The sequence below is a fragment of the Hymenobacter translucens genome, from assembly GCF_020685205.1.
In the GTDB taxonomy this organism is placed as follows: domain Bacteria; phylum Bacteroidota; class Bacteroidia; order Cytophagales; family Hymenobacteraceae; genus Hymenobacter; species Hymenobacter translucens.
In genome coordinates, this window is the sequence record NZ_JAJERB010000002.1 from 708530 (window position 1) to 725489 (window position 16960).

The following is a 16960-nucleotide window of genomic DNA, read 5'->3' on the forward strand; positions in this document are numbered from 1 at the left end:
CGCTAGCCAGTTGCGAGTTATCCATCATAGTCCGGAGGTCTTTATCAGTTCTTCATCGGCCTTCGAGATGTCCACCAGCGCGTACTTTTTCTGGTCCGTGATGTTCATCTCGTCGAGGATGTCGACCATGTTCTTGTATTTGGACTTGTCAGCCGGCTTGATGAGCACTACCACCTTGGGGTTAGCACGGCGACGCTCCAACAGAGTCTTACGGATGCCATTCGCATCGTAGCTTGACAGTTGCAGCTCAGGCTTTACATCAGCGGCGAGCAGGCCGTCGTAGTAGTAAAGCTTGTTATTCTCGCCGAGCAGAATGGTGAAGGCATCAGAAGCCTTAATCTCCGATTGCTCCTCTTTGTCTTTCGGCTTCACCGGCATAGTGAGCTGCATGACCGTCGGCTTGCTGAAGGTTGTCGTCAGCATGAAGAAGGTGAGCAGCAGGAAGGCGAGGTCAACCATCGGGGTCATGTCGATTTTGGTCGACATTTTCTTGGCCCGTTTCTTCCCGCCTTTACCGGAGTCGGCTTGTTGTTGTATTTCTGCCATTTCTCTGCGTCGGTTAGTTGCTGGCTACCGGCTTGACTTCCAAGTCGGTAATCAGGTTAAAACGGTTGATGTTCTTGTCCTGCAGCAGTTTGATGACTCTCTTCACCGTCGGCACGTCGGCATCATTATCGCCTTTAACAGCAATGAATGAGGGCTTGCCAAATTCCTTGATGCTGGCTGCCCGGGCTTCTACCACCCAGTCGATAAACTGATTGTTCAGGGAGTCGGCAGGGATACCCGGCTGCTTAACGTTTTTACGCTGCTCGTTGTCGCGGTTCAGGAAGTCGGGCAGTTGCTGCACCGGTACCCCAAAGCTGGACAGGTTCGAGAAGGTCTTCGCCTGCTCGGCCGTGAAGCTGACACCATACTTGGCACCAACGCGGCTGAGCATGGCCATTTTGGGCTTGACGTCATCCATTCCGAAGAATACCCGCTTGTCCTTGTCAATCGAAATAGTGATGACGTGGCTTTCCGGCAGGCGAATCTCGGATACGGAAGAAGGTGTGTCGACCACCACTGCTTCCTCGGGAGCAAACTTGGTGGTGAGCATGAAGAACGTCACCAGCAGGAATGCCAGGTCCACCATCGGGGTCATATCCAGCGAGGGGGACGTTCTATGGGGCTTTACTTTGGGCATTTCTGGCGTGATTGGTTAAGCTTGATTCAGAAACGTTTGAAACGCTGCGTTATTGCGAGAACCGCAGACTACGCAGTATAAGTTTCTTTTTCGCCGTGCTGAGCGGCAAACGTCTGAATAATGCTGAAGCCAGCCTCGTCAATGCTATAGGTCAGCTCGTCAATCTTGCTCGTGAAGAAGTTGTACGCGATGATAGCCAGGGCCGAGGTCAAGATACCCAGAGCCGTGTTGATCAGTGCTTCCGAGATACCGTTAGCCAGACCTACTGCGTCAGGAGCACCGGCGTTGGCCAGAGCCGAGAAGGCGTTGATCATACCAAATACGGTACCGAGCAGACCTACCAGCGTTGATACCGAAGCCAGGGTAGAGAGGATTACCAGGTTTTTCTCCAGCATGGGCAGCTCCAGGGCAGTCGACTCTTCAATCTCTTTCTGGATAGCAAGCACCTTCTGGTCTTTGTCCATGCCACGGTCGCGGGCCATCTCCTGATACTTCAGCAGACCGGCTTTAACTACGTTGGCAACCGAGCCTTTCTGCTGGTCGCAGGCGGCAACAGCACCCGAGATGTCGTTAGCATTCAGCTTCTGACGCACATTACGAACGAAAGATTCGATGCCCTTGGTGCCTTTGGCTTTGCTGATGGTCAGGAAGCGCTCAATCGAGAACACGAAAACCAGCAGGAACATGGTGAGCAGGATAGGAACGATGACACCACCCTTGTAGATAATGCCGAGGTAGTTGCCGGGCAAAGGGTGATTGTCGGGGTTGCCGCCTTGAAAGTTGCCGGGGTTGCCAAAAACAAACTTATAGATGACAATCGATACGAGCAGAGCCAGCGGAATCACGATGGCGGCGAATGCGGAACCACCTTTTGCTTCACCTTGGGGTGCAGCAGGAGCGGCCGGCCGCGCATTCTTGTTCATGGCATTCTTTTGTTCCATTGTTCCGGGAAATTAGGGGTTTGGTGGTGAAAGGTTGAAATAAGGTAAAAAAAGTGAAAGGGTTTTGGAAAGGCCCAAAGACACGGTAGCCCCGCTCACCTGCACGTTGCATCTCCGATCAGGGAAAGCGAAGCGTGAGTCGGTTTGTGCGCGGGGCCCTTTCTGAAATGGGACTAGCCTTGGCAAACCTAAATAAAAACCTACGTCCTGCCAAATGAAAAATGGGTTTAAACGCTTTAAACCGGCATGGACCCCGAAAAAAAGCTATTTCGGCAATTCGTCGTCGGCCGGTTTCTGGGGGAGTTTTTTAGCCTGCTCCCAATAGGTATTCATCTCATTTAAGGTCAGGTCCGCCAGGCGGTGCCCTTCCCGGGCGGCTTCCGTCTCGAGGTATTGAAAACGATGAATAAACTTTCGGTTGGTACGCTCCAGGGCCTCTTCAGGGTTAATGCCGGCAAAGCGGGCGAAGTTGATCAGGGAGAAGAGCAGATCACCAAATTCCGCAGCTGCCCGCTCCGGGTTGTGCTGCGCAGCGTCGGGGTGGGCAAACTCTGCTCTGAACTCTTCCAGCTCTTCCTGGACCTTTTCCCATACCTGCTCCTGCTTTTCCCAATCAAATCCGGCCCCCCGGGCTTTTTCCTGAATGCGCATGGCTTTGACCAAGGCAGGCAGGGAGGTGGGTACGCCGCCGAGCACCGAAGAGTTGCCTTTCTCTTTCAGCTTGAGTTGTTCCCAGTTGCGCTTGACCTCCTCTTCGTCCTGCACCTTGGTGTCGCCGTAGATGTGCGGATGCCGGAAAATAAGCTTGTCACACTGCGCATTCAAGGCATCTGCGATGTCAAAGTGGCTTGTTTCGGAGGCAATCTTGGCGTAGAAAACCAAGTGGAGCATGACGTCGCCCAGCTCTTTTTTTACGTCGGTTAAATCATCGCGCAGGATGGCGTCCGACAGCTCATACGTTTCCTCAATGGTGAGGTGACGCAGGCTCTGCATGGTTTGCTTACGGTCCCAGGGGCACTCGGCCCGCAGGCGGTCAAGCACGTCGAGCAGGCGACCAAAGGCGGCCAACTGCTCCTTGCGCCGGGAAGGAGAAGAAGAATTCATGGGTGCTGCTTACGAAATCAAATATACAAGCGCCCCAAAAGGAAAAGCGTGCCCGGGGCCGGTAGGGCGTCGTATAGGGTATCTGCTGGTACGCAGAAACAGCGGCCGCGGAGGGCATTGCCAACGGTCATACGGAAAGCAGGTACCTTTTTTCTACTTTTGCCCACTCAAATAAACATGGCTTGTGGCACTAATTAAATCCATTTCCGGCATCCGGGGAACCATCGGAGGCGCTGCGGGCGAGGGGCTGACGCCTATCGACGTGGTGAAGTACGCAGCGGCCTTTGGCACCTGGGTACTGGCTAAGACGCAGAACAACACCATCGTTATCGGCCGTGACGCCCGCCTTTCCGGCGAGATGGTAAGCAAGCTGGTATCGGCTACCCTGCAGGGACTCGGTATCGATGTCATTGATCTGGGCCTGAGCACGACCCCGACCGTGGAAATGGCCGTGCCCGCCAAGAAAGCCGGGGGAGGCATTATCCTGACTGCCTCGCACAATCCCAAGCAGTGGAACGCGCTGAAGCTGCTCAACAACATCGGTGAATTCATTTCCGACGAGGATGGCCGCGAAGTGCTGGCCCTGGCCGATGCTGAGGCGTTTTCGTTTGCGCCGGTAACCAAGCTCGGCCAATACAGCACCGACACCACGTTTCTGAAAAAGCACATCAAGGCCATTCTGGCTTTGCCGCTGGTCGACGTGGAGGCGGTGCGGGCTAAGAACTTCCGGGTGGTAGTGGATGCCGTGAACTCCAGTGGGGGCTTTGCAGTACCGATGCTGCTGGAAGCTATGGGCGTCACCAAGATCGAAAAGCTGCACTGCGAGCCGACCGGTGAGTTTGCCCATAACCCCGAGCCCCTGCCCGAAAACCTGCGCGATATCGCCAAGGTGCTCGAAAAAGGCAGCTTCGACCTGGGCATCGTGGTCGACCCCGACGTGGACCGCCTGGCCCTGGTGAGCGAAGACGGCTCCATGTTCGGGGAGGAATACACGCTGGTAGCGGTGGCCGACTACATTCTAAAGCAGAACGGGGGCGGCAATACGGTCAGCAACCTGAGCAGCACCCGGGCCTTGCGCGACGTCACGGAAAAGCACGGCGGCTCTTACTCGGCTGCGGCGGTAGGGGAGGTGAACGTAGTGACGATGATGAAGCAGACCAATGCCATTATCGGCGGCGAAGGCAACGGGGGCATCATTCTGCCCGAGCTGCACAACGGCCGCGACGCGCTGGTCGGCATTGCCCTTTTCCTGACCCACCTGGCTAAGTCGGGCCTGACGATGACCCGCCTCCGGGCCACCTACCCGAGCTACTTCATCTCGAAAAACAAGATTGAGCTGACCCCGGAAATCAATACCGACGAGGTGCTGGCCCAGATGCAGAAGCGCTACGCCAAGCAGCCCATCAACACCATCGACGGCGTGAAGATCGAGTTTGACAAGGAGTGGGTACACCTGCGCAAGTCGAATACCGAGCCGATTATCCGCATCTACGCCGAGTCCGACTCCAACGCCACGGCCGACCACCTGGCCAACAAGATTATCGGCGACATCAAGGAAATTATTTCGGTCAAAAGCTAAGCTTCGTTGCCGCAGGGCCTGATGGGCCACCTCAGATATAGGATTCGGGCTGCCAAGCCAGAATCCTATATTTTTGTATTCCACCCCCGAGCCTGACGGTCAGGCCCATCCTTCCCCCCCGAAACGATACTCAGTTATGCCGCATCCTACGGAGCCCGCCAAGTCTACCGGTACCAACGCTGTTTACTTCGATAACGCGGCCACGACGCCGCTCGACCCGGAGGTGCTCGATACCATGCTGCCGTTCATGCGGGAGTTTTTCGGCAACCCCAGCAGCATCCACGGCCACGGCCGGCAGGTGCGGGCTGCGGTGGAGAATGCGCGCAAAACCGTGGCTCACCTGCTGAATGCCGCCCCGGCGGAAATATCCTTTACGTCGGGCGGTACCGAGGCCGACAACTACGCCGCCTTTGGCAGCATCCGCACGCTGGGGCTGCGCCACGCCATAACCTCCCGGCTGGAGCACCACGCCGTGCTGCACCCGCTGCAGGCGCTGGAAAAAACCGGGGAGATTAAGCTAAGCTACGTGCGCCACGACGAACAGGGCCGCCTCGACCTGGCGCATCTGGAAGAGCTGCTGGCGACGCACACCCGCTCGTTTGTGAGTTTGATGCATGGCAACAACGAAATCGGTAACCTGAACGACATCGAGGCCATCGGCAGCATCTGCCAGGAGCACAGTGCCATCTTCCACACCGATACGGTGCAGACCATGGGCCACTACCGGCACGACGTGCAGAAGCTGAAAAATCATTTCCTGGTGGGCTCGGCGCACAAGTTCCACGGCCCCAAAGGCGTAGGGTTCCTGTATTCCCGGCCCCAGGTGCAGGTTACACCGCTGCTGCACGGGGGCGGGCAGGAGCGCAACGTGCGGGCCGGCACTGAAAACGTCTATGGCATCGTAGGGCTGGCCAAAGCCCTGGAAATTGCCTGCCGGGACATGGAAAGCCACCACGCCCACATCCAGGAGCTGAAAAACCGATTCATCTCCCGTCTTACTGCCGAGATTGAAGGAGTGCAGTTCAACGGCCTTTCCGCGCAGGCCGACCAAAGCCTGTACACTGTGCTGAACGTGAGCCTGCCGCCCTCGGAGATGAACGAGATGCTGCTGTTTAACCTGGACATCAACCGCGTATCCGTATCGGGCGGATCGGCGTGTACAAGCGGGGCCCAGGCCGGGTCCCACGTGCTACAGGCCCTGGGCTGCGACCCCAGCCGCGGGGCTATCCGCTTCTCGATGAGCAAGTACAACACCGCCGACGAGGTAGACTTTGCGGTAGAGCAGCTGGCTAAGATGTACCGCAAGGTGCCGGCTTGATTTAGTTGTTCGTTGTCAGTTGCCAGTTGTTGGTCATATCCCGACAGTGGGGTCGCAGCCCAGGTTCATCCGGATTGAAAGCATAAAGCCTGCTCCCTGGGGCAGGCTTTAGCTTTACTAATGGTTTGTTGTTGGTTGCCCGTTATCAGGATGTATGGACCAGGATGCTGACAACGGATTACTAACGACGGACAACTAAACCTTGCGAATACCTATTTTCGCCCCGCTTCGTATTGCCTTCAGACTAACCGCGACCTGGACTATTATGGCCGAAATCAGTATTCAACGCAAAAAAAGCTCTCCCAGCCCCTGGCTTATCGTGCTGCTGGTGCTGGCCGTGCTGGCGGTACTCGGCTACTTCCTCCTGCGCCCGGACGCTAACCCGGAGCCGGACCCAGCCGCCGCCCCGGCTACCGGAGCAGTGGCGCCCGTATCGGATGCCGAGGCCGAAGCCATTGCCCGGGCCACGCCGCCTCCGGCCGACGGCGGCTCGGCCGTAGCGGCGGTAGCCACCGAGGAAGGCCCTGCCACCCCCGACGAACTGGCTGACTTTGCCGAGCAGCAGACCGCCCAGCCCGACTATGCCCGCCGGGGCTTGCAGATGCTGAGTGCCACGCTGGTAGACCTGGCCGACCGCTCCGACCTGCGCGACCCGGGCGTAAACGAGAAGCGCGATATGCTGACCAGCGCCACCAGCCGGATCAACGAGCCCAAAGCCAGCCTGCGTCCCGGCTTTGTGGCAGCTGCCGCGCTGATGCAGGCCATGCAGCAGAAAGCCTATCCGGACCTGGAAACACCGGTAGCCGAGCTCAGCGAGCAGGCCAATCAGCTGTCGGGCCGCAACACCGCCGACGAGCAGACCCAGGCGTTTTTCACCAAGGCCGCTCAGATTGTGCGGACCCTCAGCCAGCCGGCTTCCTAAAGCCGCACCGGCTTTCCTGGACTACGGCATCCACCCTCTTTACCTTATTTAAGCATGGAAACCACGGCTATTCCATCATCAGAAGGCATGCACCTGCGCCGGCTGCGCGACCTCACCGAGTTTGAAGTAGCCGACGGCAGCCCCGACGTGCGCGGCTGGACCGTGCGCGGTGGCGACGGACGGGCGTTTGGGGAGGTACACGAGCTGATCGTGGAAGAGGATGCCCTCAAGGTGCGCTACCTGGATATTGAGCTCGACGCCCGCCTCAACGTAAACGAGCGGGACCGGCACATTCTGCTGCCCATCGGGGTGGCTGCCATCGACGAGGAAGGCGACAACGTGTTCGTGCCTTCCCTGAACATGGACTCGGTGCTGGAGTATCCGCCCTACAACTCGGTGATGATAACCCGGGAGTACGAAGAGGCCATGCTGCGCACGTTGCAGCTGCCCCTGCCGGCCCGCAGCACCGAGGGCTTCTACCAGCAGGAGCACTACGACGAGCAGCGCTTCTACCAGAACCGTCCGGCCGCGCTGGGGGCCTTCCGCCGCCGTACCGATGATGGAACGGTAGCCAGCTAAGAGAACAAGCTAGTTCCGCCGGATCATCTCGGCCACGCCTTCTACCCACTGCGGGTGGGCGTTCAGGCTGGGCACGAGCTGCCAGTGGGCGCCGCCGGCTTCCTCAAACATTTCCTTGAACTCGGTGCCCACCTCGATGGTGGTTTCCAGGCAGTCGGCCACGAAGGCGGGGCTGAACGCCAGCACGTTCTTGATGCCCTTGGCCGGCATTTCCTTGAGCACTTCGTCAGTGTACGGTTGCAGCCACGGGTCCCGCAGCCGGCTTTGCAGACGGCTCTGGAAAGTGGTGGTGTACTGCTCGGGCGCCAGCCCCAGGCCCTGGGCCAGCAGGCGGGACGTTTCGTAGCACTGGGCCCGGTAGCAGTAGCGGTTGTTTTTGTTGTAGCTGTTGCAGCAGGTGGCCAGCTTGCAGTAGCCGTTGTGGCTGCCTTTCAGCACATGGCGCTCCGGAATGCCGTGGTAGCTGAACACGACGTGGTCGTAGGGATGCTTGGCCATTTCCTCTTTACCGAGGGTCACGAACGTGCCGATAAAGCCGGGGTCGTCGGTGAAGGAGCTGATAAAGCTGATGCTGGGCACTACCCACCACTTGCTCACGATGTCCATCACCTTTTCCTGTACCGAGCCGGTGCTGGCCGCGGCGTACTGCGGAAACAAGGGCAGCACGATGATGCGCTCCACCGCCGCGTCGCGCAGCTCCTCCAGCGCCTTTTCGATGCTGGGCTTCTGGTAGCGCATGCCAAAGGCCACCACGTAGTCCTTGCCCAGCTTTTCCTGCACCAGCTTTTGCAGATCGAGGCCGTGAAACAGCAGGGGCGAGCCCCGGTCGGTCCAGAGCTGCTGGTAGATCTTGGCCGACTTGGGCGCCCGCAGCGGCACCACGATTCCCTGAAACAGCGGGTAGCGCACGGCGGCGGGCATATCGATAACCCGGCCGTCGGTCAGAAACTCGTTGAGGTAGCGGCGCACGTCGGGGGTATTGGGCGAGTCGGGCGTGCCGAGGTTCACGAGCAGGACGCCGACGCGGCGTTGGGCAGAAGCAGGAGCGGGCATAAAAAAGAAAGCGGATTCCGATGGAAGACAAAGGTACGGCCCTCCGGGTTTGGATTTCGGTGAAAATGACTCCGCGCCGTAGTGTAGCGCTTGCTAAGAAACCAGGGGAAGATGGAGCCAGCATGAGTACGAATAACCAAAACGGCCCGCCGCCTCCGGGGAGGCAACGGGCCGTCGACTATTGCAATAGGAGGATAGAATAACGGTGCCTTAGGCAGTCAGCTCGGCGCGGCGGGCCGTGACCTCCTGAATGGCAGTTTGAAGCTCGGGTACCTGCGCTGCTACCTGGCGTACGTCCACGGCCTGTAGCACCAGATCTACCGGCGTACGGCTGCCGGGCGCGGGGGGCTGGCTCAGGTCCTGCACCCGGCGCTGGGCCTGAGTCAGCAGGCGGTCGAGGTAGCGGTGTTCCCGCGTGCCAGCCGTCATGGCCGCTACCTGCGGGGTGAGACGGGCCACTTCGGCGGTGGCTTTCTGCAGCGCCTCAGCCCGCTCGGCCGCCCGCTCCACCGATTTGTCGGCGCGCAGGTCGAGTACCTGGTCGTTGAGGGTGAACTCGCGCAGCTCGCGGTTCAGGGCGGTGAGCACGGCGTCGCACTCGGCCGCGTCTCGGAGTAAGTTTACTGGTAATGGCATAAATGAAAATAGATAAGGTTGGCGGAGTTGCCGGGATTAATATAGATGCAATTTGATATCGTGATTCAGTCAGGTTGGTTTATTTTCAGCAGGGTGGTTATTTCGGCGTGCAGGCCGGCTATGCGACCCTTCAGCAGGCAATGGGCCACGGCCCGGGCAGTCGGATCGGGCTCGTTATGCGCTAAATCCTCGTCCAGCTCGGTCAGCCAGCGGGCATAGCGGGCGGCCTCGGCCGGCGCAGGGGGCGGAGGCAGGGCCTGGAGCTGGTGGAGGCCCCGGCGGCGGTGCTCCCGGTCGGCGGCAATGCGCTCGGCCTCGGCCAGGCGTCGGCCTGCTTCGAGCAGGCGCAGGCGGCAGGTGAGCAGGCGGGCGCGCAGCGGGGCGGGAGCGGTTGCTTCAGCCGGCAGCGCCTCGGGGGCGGGCAGCGGGTCGGGGGAGGCGGGTAGCGGCACGGACGCTGGCGGGCCCTGGCCCAGCGGTGGCGGCAACCCGCAGCTTAGGTGCAACAGGCGCGGCGCCAGGGCGGCGGGCAGGCCCCGGCGGCCCGCCTCTATATGCGCCACAAAGCCCCGGCTCACGCCCAGGTAGCGGGCCAGCTGCTGAATAGAAAGACCGAAGTGTGCCCGCACGGCGGCTGTTAAGCTGAAGGCAGCAGGGAATAAGGTCATGGGCAGGCCGGCATCACCGGGCAGTTGGTATACACCGGGTAATGTAATTGGGAAAGTGAATACCTGCTTTGGTATACAGCAGGGTAAAAACATAGGACTCTGTATACCATTCCTGGTAGACAGCGAAGATGAAAAGCAGGGCGGTGTATACGAGGCCGAAAAAGCAGCTCCCGGACGGGTATGATGGATGACGCGGCATGTTAGGAGGTCATTCCTGATCCTGCCCAGCAGTATTCTAATAATGCGACGACTATCATTCCTACCGACGACCTTTTTGTGTTAGGAGTTCTTAACTCTTTACATCAAATCCATAGCCCCAGAGATGAAGGACAGCTTCTTTCCTTACGAACCTAAGACTTTGGCACAACTTCCCATCCCCATCGCCACGCCAGAACAGCAGGCCACTATTGCCGCGTTGGTGCAGCAGATTCTGGACGCCAAAGCCGCCGACCCCGCGGCCGATACCCTGGCCCTGGAAGCGGAGGTGGATGGCGCCGTGGCCGCCCTCTACGGGGTCGTCCTGCCCGGAGGAGCCTAGCACGGACGCAAAGCGGCGCCTGGCTGTGGGAGTGCCCTTCCTGAGCTGATTTCGGGGCAGGCAATGTGCTTCTGCCCATAAAGCGGTACCTTTGCAGACTTATTCTGAAAACCCTGTGAATCCCGAACCGAAACCGCACCGCGCTGGCTTTGTGAGCATTATCGGCAAGCCCAACGTGGGCAAGTCGACGCTGATGAACGCCCTGATGGGAGAGCGGCTCAGCATTGTCACCAGCAAAGCCCAGACCACGCGCCACCGCATCCTGGGCATTCTCAACGGTGACGACTTTCAGCTGGTGTACTCCGATACGCCCGGCATCATTCAGCCCAAATACGAGCTGCACAACGCCATGATGTCGTTTGTGTACAGCTCCCTGGAGGATGCGGATGTCGTTCTGTTTGTCACCGACATCTACGAAAAGCACGACGAGGAGCCGGTAGTCGAGCGCCTGCGCAAGATGGTGGACACGCCCATTTTGCTGCTGATCAACAAGATTGACCAGGCCGATCAGGCGGAGGTGGAAGCCAAGGTAGACTACTGGCGCGAACAGCTTCCCAACGCTACCCGCGTGCTGCCCATTTCCGCACTCGAGAAGTTCGGAACCGGCGAGCTGCTGGACCTGATTCTGGGCTACCTGCCCGAGCACCCGGCGTATTACCCGAAAGACGAACTAACCGATAAGCCCGAGCGTTTCTTTGCAGCGGAGATGATCCGGGAGAAAATCTTCAAGCTCTACAAAAAGGAAGTCCCCTACAGCTGCGAAGTCGGCGTAGAGGAGTTCAAGGAGGAAGAGGACATCATCCGCATCCGGGCCACCATTTACGTGGAGCGCTCCAGCCAGAAAGGCATCATTATCGGCAACAAGGGCGAGGCTTTGAAAAAAGTCGGTACCTGGGCCCGGGAGGAGATGGAGAAGTTCTTCCAGAAGAAGGTTTTCCTCGAAACCCACGTCAAAGTCAACGAAAACTGGCGCACCGACCCCAAGGCCCTCAGCCGGTTCGGGTACCAGTCCTAGTGCTTAGGGACTTAGGTCTTAGGACTTAGCATCGTTCTGGCATCAGAACTTTCTAAGATCCTAAGCCCCTAAGATCCTAAGACCTAATAATCCGACCTCACACTCACTTAACTACTCCGGGCACTGCCGAATTTGGTCGGGCCGGCGGCTGGAGTCAGACACATGAAGAATACCATTGCCATTGTGGGGCGCCCGAACGTGGGCAAATCCACCCTTTTTAACCGCTTGGTTGGCCAGCGCAAGGCCATCATGGACAACGAAAGCGGCGTAACCCGCGACCGGCACTACGGCTACGGCGAGTGGACCGGCAAGTACTACTCCGTGATTGACACGGGTGGCTACGTGCACGGCTCCGACGACATCTTCGAGGAGGAAATCCGCAAGCAGGTAAAGCTGGCCATCGACGAGGCCGACGTGGTCATCTTTATGGTGGATGCCGAAACCGGCGTGCATAGCCTCGACGAGGAGTTTGCCAACGCCATTCGCCGCTTTAAGATCACCAAGCCCCTGTACGTGGTAGCCAACAAGGCCGACACCAACGCCCGGGCCCACGCCGCCGGGGAGTTCTACTCCCTGGGCATCGGTGACGGCGACATCTTCACGATTTCGTCGCAGAGCGGCTCCGGCACCGGCGACCTGCTCGACGCCATCGTGTCGCACTTCGATGACCCCTGGGAAGAGGAGCCCGATCTGGGCTTGCCCAAGATTACCGTGGTGGGCCGCCCCAACGTAGGCAAGTCGTCCTTGTTCAACCTGCTGCTGGGGGAGGACCGCACCATCGTGACCGACATTGCCGGTACCACGCGTGACGCTATCCAGACCCGCTACAACGCCTTCGGTCAGGAGTTTATCCTGGTCGATACGGCTGGTCTGCGCCGCAAGAACAAGGTGCACGAAGACATCGAGTTCTACTCCGTGCTGCGCTCAATCCGGGCCATGGAAGAGTCGGACGTGTGCATCGTGATGCTCGACGCTACCCGGGGCATTGAGGCCCAGGACGTGAACATCATTGCCCTGGCCGACAAAAACCGCAAGGGCATCGTGATTCTGGTAAACAAGTGGGACCTGATCGAGAACAAGGAAACGAACACCGTCAAGGAGTTTGAGGAGAAGATCCGGGAAAAGATTGCGCCCATTGCGTATCCGCCCATCATCTTCACGTCGGTGCTTACCAAGCAGCGCGTGCACAAGGCCATCGAAACGGCCATTCAGGTGTACGAGAACAAGCGCAAGAAAATCCCGACGTCGCAGCTGAACGAGGTGATGCTGAAGGTAATTGAGGAGCACCAGCCCCCGTCCGTAAAAGGCAAGATGGTGCGCATCAAGTACGTGACGCAGCTGCCCACGCACAACCCCGTGTTTGCCTTCTTCTGCAACCTGCCGCAGTACGTGCAGCCGAGCTATATCCGCTACCTCGAAAACCGCCTGCGCGAGAACTTCGACTTTGCCGGGGTTCCCATCGGCATCATCTTCCGCAAGAAGTAAGGAGTGGGAGGGAAGGAAAATCTTTTTTTACTGTCGGGTTACCTTCTGTTGAGCTTGGTATAAAACCCCGAACATCAGGGCTGCTTGCTTGCAAAAAGCCCTCAGTTTCAACCCAAATTGATTTTTCTTCCCCTCAATCAACCCTTATCATGAAAAAAGTTCTGTTCCTCGCCCTGGCCGCTGCTTCGTTCACCTTCGCTTCGTGCGAAAGCAAGCAGGCTGAAGCCAATGAGCAAGCTGCTGAAAACGTAGAAAACACCGGTGAAGCCCAGGCTGACGCCATGGAGCAAGCCGCTGATTCGGTACGCGACAACGCCGATGCTACTGCCGACAAGATCGAGGACGCTGAGGCTCCCGCTGCTGGCACCACCACGGCTCCCGCTACCACCACGACGACCACGACCCAGCAGTAATTCCTGCTGCGCTGCTGCGTTAGTCGCAATAAAAAGGGCTTCTCCCAACGGGAGAAGCCCTTTTTATTTTTAAAGCAGGCTAGTTCAGGCGGCGGCGCAGCAGCCCATCAATCATGTCGAACAGGCGGCGGGGCTCGAACGTGCGCCAGGGTACCTCATCGAGCTGCCCGCCGAAGTTGATGTAGTTGTCGAGATTGTACTGGTGCATCTCCCGCAACACGTGCTCCTGGAAGTTGAGGCCCGCAATCCAGCCGTCCTCCACGTCTTCAAACCACTCCTCATAGTAGGAATCGTCGGAGCCGTGGAAGTTGAACACGTTTTCGCCAATCAAAATAAACTTGCGGATGCCCTCGTGCACCATTACATCAATAATGTTGCGCTTGAGATGCATCACGTCGTTTTCGATGGCGTCGTTCCACTCCCCGATAAACTCGATGATGCCCAGGCCCAGGTCATAGTCGACGAACAGGATCTTCAGGAACAGCGTGTCCGACTCCATCCCGTCCCACTGTGGGTGGATATAGTAGCCGTAAATGGTGTTGGTGAAGGTTTCAAGGCTGTTTTCGGCCTCGAACAGCGGGGAGCGGGGGTCTTCGGAGGCGGAGTACTGGTCGATCCAGTTGTAATGCGGCTCGATGGTATGCACGGCAGGGAAGGTAAGGAGGCGGAGAAAGGAAAAGGCAAGCCCTGGCTTGCCTTTCGTCTAACGCGGATACTCCCTGGTCCGTTCGTCTAACCGTCAGGTCAGTACAAAGGCCAGCCAGGATAGTACCCCTACAACGCCGGGGAATGCACTAAATACAGCGAAGCCGTAAGCCGGTATCCACGCCCGATGGCTAGGTAACCGGCAGCGGGCAGCAGTGCCGTAGTCGGGAGCAGGAAGCCAGGCCGGTAAAACTCATCATGCCGTCGCTTGCCGAGGTCAGGATTGCCGGTGCAGCCTGTAGCATCCCAGGCAAGCAGTGCGCAGGGACAGATTCGTTCACAACCGGGCCAACGCTTACTGCCCGTTGTAAGCTGCCATGGCTGCCCGCACCGAGCCGTGCTCGGTCAGGAGCGTCGCTGCTTCTTCCTGGCCGATGCCCAGCTCCTCCATCAGCATGCGCTGCCCGCGGTCCACCAGCTTCTGGTTGGCCATCTGCATGTCAACCATCTTGTTGCCCTTCACCCGGCCCAGGCGGATCATGGTGGCAGTGGTAAGCATGTTGAGGACGAGCTTCTGGGCCGTGCCGGCCTTCATCCGCGTGCTGCCCGTCACGAACTCCGGGCCGGTGGGCACTTCAACGGGAAACTCAGCGGCAGCGGCCACGGCCGAGCCGGCGTTGCAGACCACGCAGCCGGTCGCAATGCCCCGCCGGCGCGACTCTTCCAGTCCTCCAATCACGTAGGGCGTGCGGCCCGAGGCGGCAATGCCTACCACAATGTCGCGGTCGGTTATCTGGTGGGCTTCGAGGTCCCGCCAGGCCTGCTCAGCGTTGTCTTCAGCGTTTTCCACAGCCTGGCGGATGGCGGTGTCGCCGCCGGCAATCAGGCCGATAACCAGCCCCTGGGGCACTCCGAACGTGGGTGGGCACTCCGACGCGTCGAGCACGCCCAGCCGTCCGCTGGTACCGGCCCCGATGTAAAACAGCCGGCCCCCGTTCTGAAGCCGCTGTACGGTGGCCTCTACCAGCACCTCAAGCTGCGGAATAGCGGCGGCAACCAAAGCCGGAATGGTCTGGTCGAGGCTGTTGATGCTTTTGAGCAGCTCTTGGGTGGTGCGGGTTTCGAGCTGGTCGAACAGGGAGGGACTTTCGGTAGTACTCACGGGTGGGAAGGAAGTGAAGTGGTGGGATTTGCTTGGCAGGCGCAGGGTCATCAGGTAGTAGAAGGGGGCGGGAGCTGCAGCCGGCCGATGACGGTGAACCGGTCGAAGACGTGCTCGGTGTGCGGGGCATCATGCTGCAACTCCCTGGTCAGGTCCTGCCCGGCCCAGTGCTCGTAGTGGTTGCCGCGCTTCCAGAGGCGGGAGCGGGTTACATCGTAAATCAGCCCCTGGTACGCCACCCAGACTTCGTCCCGGTCCTGCCCGTTGCGCAACGCCAATTGGTGCCGCGAATACTCCGGCAACTCAGCCAGGGGCACGCCGCCGGCGGTGAGGGGAGGCAGGGGAGGAGTGGCGTCAACAGCTGCCATCAGGGCAATTCGTAATTCCGAGCAGCGGCAGCAAAGTGTCAGCAGCACCCATCAAGACAATTCTCAATTACTAATTCTTAAATTACTAATTATCCCAGCAGCGCCTGCGTCAGAATCCAGCGGTTGGGCAGGTCGCCCTGGGCAGCGCGGAGGTAATCCTGGTAGCTGCACGGCACGATGCGCTTGAGGTTGCTGTCGGCCAGGCTTTCCACTTCCAGCCACCACTTTTCGGTGCGCTTGGCTTTGTAGAACACGAGCTTGGCCGGCGTGCCCGGCAAGCCCACGGCGTAGCGGATAAAGCGGCGGCTGCTGAAGTCGGTTTCGCCCCGGCGGTGGTAGTAGCCCTCCACAAAGTACCACAGCATAATGGCCAGCGTCGTGGCGGCCAGGCCGTGGGGGTCGTGGTCGGGGCGGTAGCCGTAGAGACCAAACGAGCTGAGCTGGTCGTTGTGGCCGGCATACCAGGCCAGCTGGGAGGCTTCCTCGCTGGTCAGCCCGAACGGGTTAGCCGGGTAGTAGGCCGGCGCGTCGTTCCAGCGCAGCGCCGCCACGTCGAAGCTCACGAAGTCGGCCTGGCGCAGCAAAGGCTCGGCCTGGCGCACGTCGGAGCGGATTTCACCGAGGCGCAAGGTTTCGAAATGCAGCTTTTCCAGGGCCGCCAGCACCTCGGGCGCGGCCAGGTACTGCTGGTGGGCCAGCTGAGCGAAGTTGAACAGGAAGTTGGGCTCGTGCATCAGCATCCGCCGCAGGTGCGCTTCCTCGGCCGGGGCCGCGTCGTGCTCGGCCATGTCCACGCGGGCATCCACCGTGGCAAAGCTGACGGCCCGGTCGAGCGTTTCGTAGGCCAGGAACTGCCCGTAGTCGAGGTCGTGGCTACCGCCGAGCAGGATGGGCACCGTGCCGTGCTCGAGCAGCGCGGCTACAATCTCCCGCAGCCGCAGATACGTGTCTTCGAGGGTCAGGCCGGGCCGCAGGTTGCCCAGGTCCACGAGGCGGGCGGGGCCGGAGCCTTTCTGCAGGTGGTAGAAGCGGCGGCGCACGGCGTCGGCCCCGTGGGCGGCGGGCGCCCCGGCCGCGCTACCCCGCCACTCATCCAGCCCGATCAAAGCCAGGTCGGCGGTGCGCCAGTCGGGAAAGGTGTCCAGGAAGGGCGTGAGGCAGGAAGCCAAGGCAGTGGCCGTAGCCGGGGCCGGCACAAGTTCCTCGGGGAGCGGATCAAAAAAGATGGCCAGATTCATCGGGCACGTACGGAGCAGTCAGACAAAACTACGCAAAAGCGGGGTGGGGACCTTGCGTAAGAGCGCATTAATGAGGCCCCAGAATGGTCCATAATAGGCATTATGCCAAAAAA

At 59.5% G+C, this 16960-nt stretch carries 19 protein-coding genes; 8 read left to right on the top strand and 11 right to left on the bottom strand.

What is annotated here, in order from left to right; translation table 11 throughout:
* Nucleotides 1–24 precede the first annotated feature (24 nt).
* The 4 genes from LJY25_RS06700 to mazG form a co-directional block, all read right to left on the bottom strand.
* Nucleotides 25–486 (bottom strand): ExbD/TolR family protein, encoded by a 462-nt coding sequence (locus tag LJY25_RS06700; RefSeq protein WP_317206583.1) that lies wholly within the window; start codon nt 484–486, stop codon nt 25–27.
* Between the two features lie 73 nt (nt 487–559).
* Nucleotides 560–1183, bottom strand: a complete 624-nt coding sequence (locus tag LJY25_RS06705; RefSeq protein WP_227607515.1) for an ExbD/TolR family protein — start codon at nt 1181–1183, stop codon at nt 560–562.
* A 68-nt stretch (nt 1184–1251) separates the two neighbouring features.
* Nucleotides 1252–2124, bottom strand: coding sequence for a MotA/TolQ/ExbB proton channel family protein (locus LJY25_RS06710; RefSeq protein ID WP_227607516.1), 873 nt, complete (start codon nt 2122–2124; stop codon nt 1252–1254).
* Between the two features lie 264 nt (nt 2125–2388).
* Nucleotides 2389–3228 (bottom strand): nucleoside triphosphate pyrophosphohydrolase, encoded by an 840-nt coding sequence (gene mazG, locus LJY25_RS06715; protein ID WP_227607518.1) that lies wholly within the window; start codon nt 3226–3228, stop codon nt 2389–2391.
* A 184-nt stretch (nt 3229–3412) separates the two neighbouring features.
* Between mazG and glmM the strand changes: the two genes are divergently transcribed.
* The 4 genes from glmM (at nt 3413) to LJY25_RS06735 (ending at nt 7626) form a co-directional block, all read left to right on the top strand.
* Entirely contained in the window at nt 3413–4807 is a 1395-nt protein-coding gene (gene glmM / locus LJY25_RS06720) for a phosphoglucosamine mutase (RefSeq protein WP_227607520.1), read from the top strand.
* 136 nt (nt 4808–4943) lie between these two features.
* Nucleotides 4944–6125, top strand: a complete 1182-nt coding sequence (locus LJY25_RS06725; protein ID WP_227607522.1) for a cysteine desulfurase family protein — start codon at nt 4944–4946, stop codon at nt 6123–6125.
* Nucleotides 6126–6390: 265 nt separating this feature from the next.
* Complete coding sequence (locus tag LJY25_RS06730) at nt 6391–7047, top strand: hypothetical protein (protein ID WP_227607524.1); 657 nt, start codon at nt 6391–6393, stop codon at nt 7045–7047.
* A 54-nt stretch (nt 7048–7101) separates the two neighbouring features.
* Nucleotides 7102–7626, top strand: coding sequence for a PRC-barrel domain-containing protein (locus tag LJY25_RS06735; protein ID WP_227607526.1), 525 nt, complete (start codon nt 7102–7104; stop codon nt 7624–7626).
* A gap of 9 nt (nt 7627–7635) precedes the next feature.
* Here LJY25_RS06735 and hemH read toward each other — a convergent pair whose 3' ends face one another.
* From hemH to LJY25_RS06750, 3 genes are all read right to left on the bottom strand, one after another.
* Nucleotides 7636–8679 carry a ferrochelatase gene (gene hemH / locus LJY25_RS06740; RefSeq protein ID WP_227607528.1) on the bottom strand — a complete coding sequence of 348 codons (1044 nt, stop codon included), beginning with the start codon at nt 8677–8679 and terminating at the stop codon, nt 7636–7638.
* A gap of 210 nt (nt 8680–8889) precedes the next feature.
* Nucleotides 8890–9315: a hypothetical protein gene (locus LJY25_RS06745; RefSeq protein WP_227607530.1), complete on the bottom strand. Its 426-nt coding sequence runs from the start codon at nt 9313–9315 to the stop codon at nt 8890–8892.
* Between the two features lie 65 nt (nt 9316–9380).
* Nucleotides 9381–9983 (bottom strand): helix-turn-helix domain-containing protein, encoded by a 603-nt coding sequence (locus LJY25_RS06750; protein WP_227607532.1) that lies wholly within the window; start codon nt 9981–9983, stop codon nt 9381–9383.
* A gap of 358 nt (nt 9984–10341) precedes the next feature.
* Between LJY25_RS06750 and LJY25_RS06755 the strand changes: the two genes are divergently transcribed.
* From LJY25_RS06755 to LJY25_RS06770, 4 genes are all read left to right on the top strand, one after another.
* Nucleotides 10342–10521: a hypothetical protein gene (locus LJY25_RS06755; RefSeq protein ID WP_227607534.1), complete on the top strand. Its 180-nt coding sequence runs from the start codon at nt 10342–10344 to the stop codon at nt 10519–10521.
* 115 nt (nt 10522–10636) lie between these two features.
* Nucleotides 10637–11536: a GTPase Era gene (era, locus tag LJY25_RS06760; protein WP_227607535.1), complete on the top strand. Its 900-nt coding sequence runs from the start codon at nt 10637–10639 to the stop codon at nt 11534–11536.
* Nucleotides 11537–11698: 162 nt separating this feature from the next.
* Complete coding sequence (gene der, locus LJY25_RS06765; RefSeq protein WP_227607536.1) at nt 11699–13021, top strand: ribosome biogenesis GTPase Der; 1323 nt, start codon at nt 11699–11701, stop codon at nt 13019–13021.
* 149 nt (nt 13022–13170) lie between these two features.
* The gene (locus LJY25_RS06770) at nt 13171–13434 is read left to right on the top strand and encodes a hypothetical protein (RefSeq protein ID WP_227607537.1); all 264 of its coding nucleotides are present in this window, start codon (nt 13171–13173) and stop codon (nt 13432–13434) included.
* A 79-nt stretch (nt 13435–13513) separates the two neighbouring features.
* Here the strand turns inward: LJY25_RS06770 and LJY25_RS06775 are convergent, their stop codons facing one another.
* From LJY25_RS06775 to LJY25_RS06790, 4 genes are all read right to left on the bottom strand, one after another.
* Nucleotides 13514–14080: a hypothetical protein gene (locus LJY25_RS06775; protein WP_227607538.1), complete on the bottom strand. Its 567-nt coding sequence runs from the start codon at nt 14078–14080 to the stop codon at nt 13514–13516.
* A 354-nt stretch (nt 14081–14434) separates the two neighbouring features.
* Entirely contained in the window at nt 14435–15292 is an 858-nt protein-coding gene (gene murQ / locus LJY25_RS06780; protein ID WP_227607539.1) for an N-acetylmuramic acid 6-phosphate etherase, read from the bottom strand.
* Nucleotides 15292–15609, bottom strand: a complete 318-nt coding sequence (locus tag LJY25_RS06785) for a cytochrome b5 domain-containing protein (protein ID WP_227607540.1) — start codon at nt 15607–15609, stop codon at nt 15292–15294. Before LJY25_RS06785 ends, murQ begins: the two co-directional genes overlap by 1 nt.
* 89 nt (nt 15610–15698) lie before the next feature.
* A complete protein-coding gene (locus tag LJY25_RS06790; protein ID WP_227607541.1) occupies nt 15699–16847 on the bottom strand; it encodes a formimidoylglutamase in 1149 nt (382 codons plus the stop codon).
* Nucleotides 16848–16960 lie beyond the last annotated feature (113 nt).

Excerpts from the sequence above, each read along its gene's own strand:
- hemH (WP_227607528.1), bottom strand. The coding sequence starts at position 8,679 with ATGCCCGCTCCTGCTTCTGCCCAACGCCGCGTCGGCGTCCTGCTCGTG.
- LJY25_RS06790 (WP_227607541.1), bottom strand. The coding sequence starts at position 16,847 with ATGAATCTGGCCATCTTTTTTGATCCGCTCCCCGAGGAACTTGTGCCG.
- LJY25_RS06705 (WP_227607515.1), bottom strand. The coding sequence starts at position 1,183 with ATGCCCAAAGTAAAGCCCCATAGAACGTCCCCCTCGCTGGATATGACC.
- LJY25_RS06785 (WP_227607540.1), bottom strand. The coding sequence starts at position 15,609 with ATGGCAGCTGTTGACGCCACTCCTCCCCTGCCTCCCCTCACCGCCGGC.
- LJY25_RS06710 (WP_227607516.1), bottom strand. The coding sequence starts at position 2,124 with ATGGAACAAAAGAATGCCATGAACAAGAATGCGCGGCCGGCCGCTCCT.
- murQ (WP_227607539.1), bottom strand. The coding sequence starts at position 15,292 with ATGACCCTGCGCCTGCCAAGCAAATCCCACCACTTCACTTCCTTCCCA.
- LJY25_RS06730 (WP_227607524.1), top strand. The coding sequence starts at position 6,391 with ATGGCCGAAATCAGTATTCAACGCAAAAAAAGCTCTCCCAGCCCCTGG.
- LJY25_RS06750 (WP_227607532.1), bottom strand. The coding sequence starts at position 9,983 with ATGACCTTATTCCCTGCTGCCTTCAGCTTAACAGCCGCCGTGCGGGCA.
- LJY25_RS06700 (WP_317206583.1), bottom strand. The coding sequence starts at position 486 with ATGTCGACCAAAATCGACATGACCCCGATGGTTGACCTCGCCTTCCTG.
- LJY25_RS06725 (WP_227607522.1), top strand. The coding sequence starts at position 4,944 with ATGCCGCATCCTACGGAGCCCGCCAAGTCTACCGGTACCAACGCTGTT.
- LJY25_RS06735 (WP_227607526.1), top strand. The coding sequence starts at position 7,102 with ATGGAAACCACGGCTATTCCATCATCAGAAGGCATGCACCTGCGCCGG.
- der (WP_227607536.1), top strand. The coding sequence starts at position 11,699 with ATGAAGAATACCATTGCCATTGTGGGGCGCCCGAACGTGGGCAAATCC.
- LJY25_RS06745 (WP_227607530.1), bottom strand. The coding sequence starts at position 9,315 with ATGCCATTACCAGTAAACTTACTCCGAGACGCGGCCGAGTGCGACGCC.
- LJY25_RS06770 (WP_227607537.1), top strand. The coding sequence starts at position 13,171 with ATGAAAAAAGTTCTGTTCCTCGCCCTGGCCGCTGCTTCGTTCACCTTC.
- mazG (WP_227607518.1), bottom strand. The coding sequence starts at position 3,228 with ATGAATTCTTCTTCTCCTTCCCGGCGCAAGGAGCAGTTGGCCGCCTTT.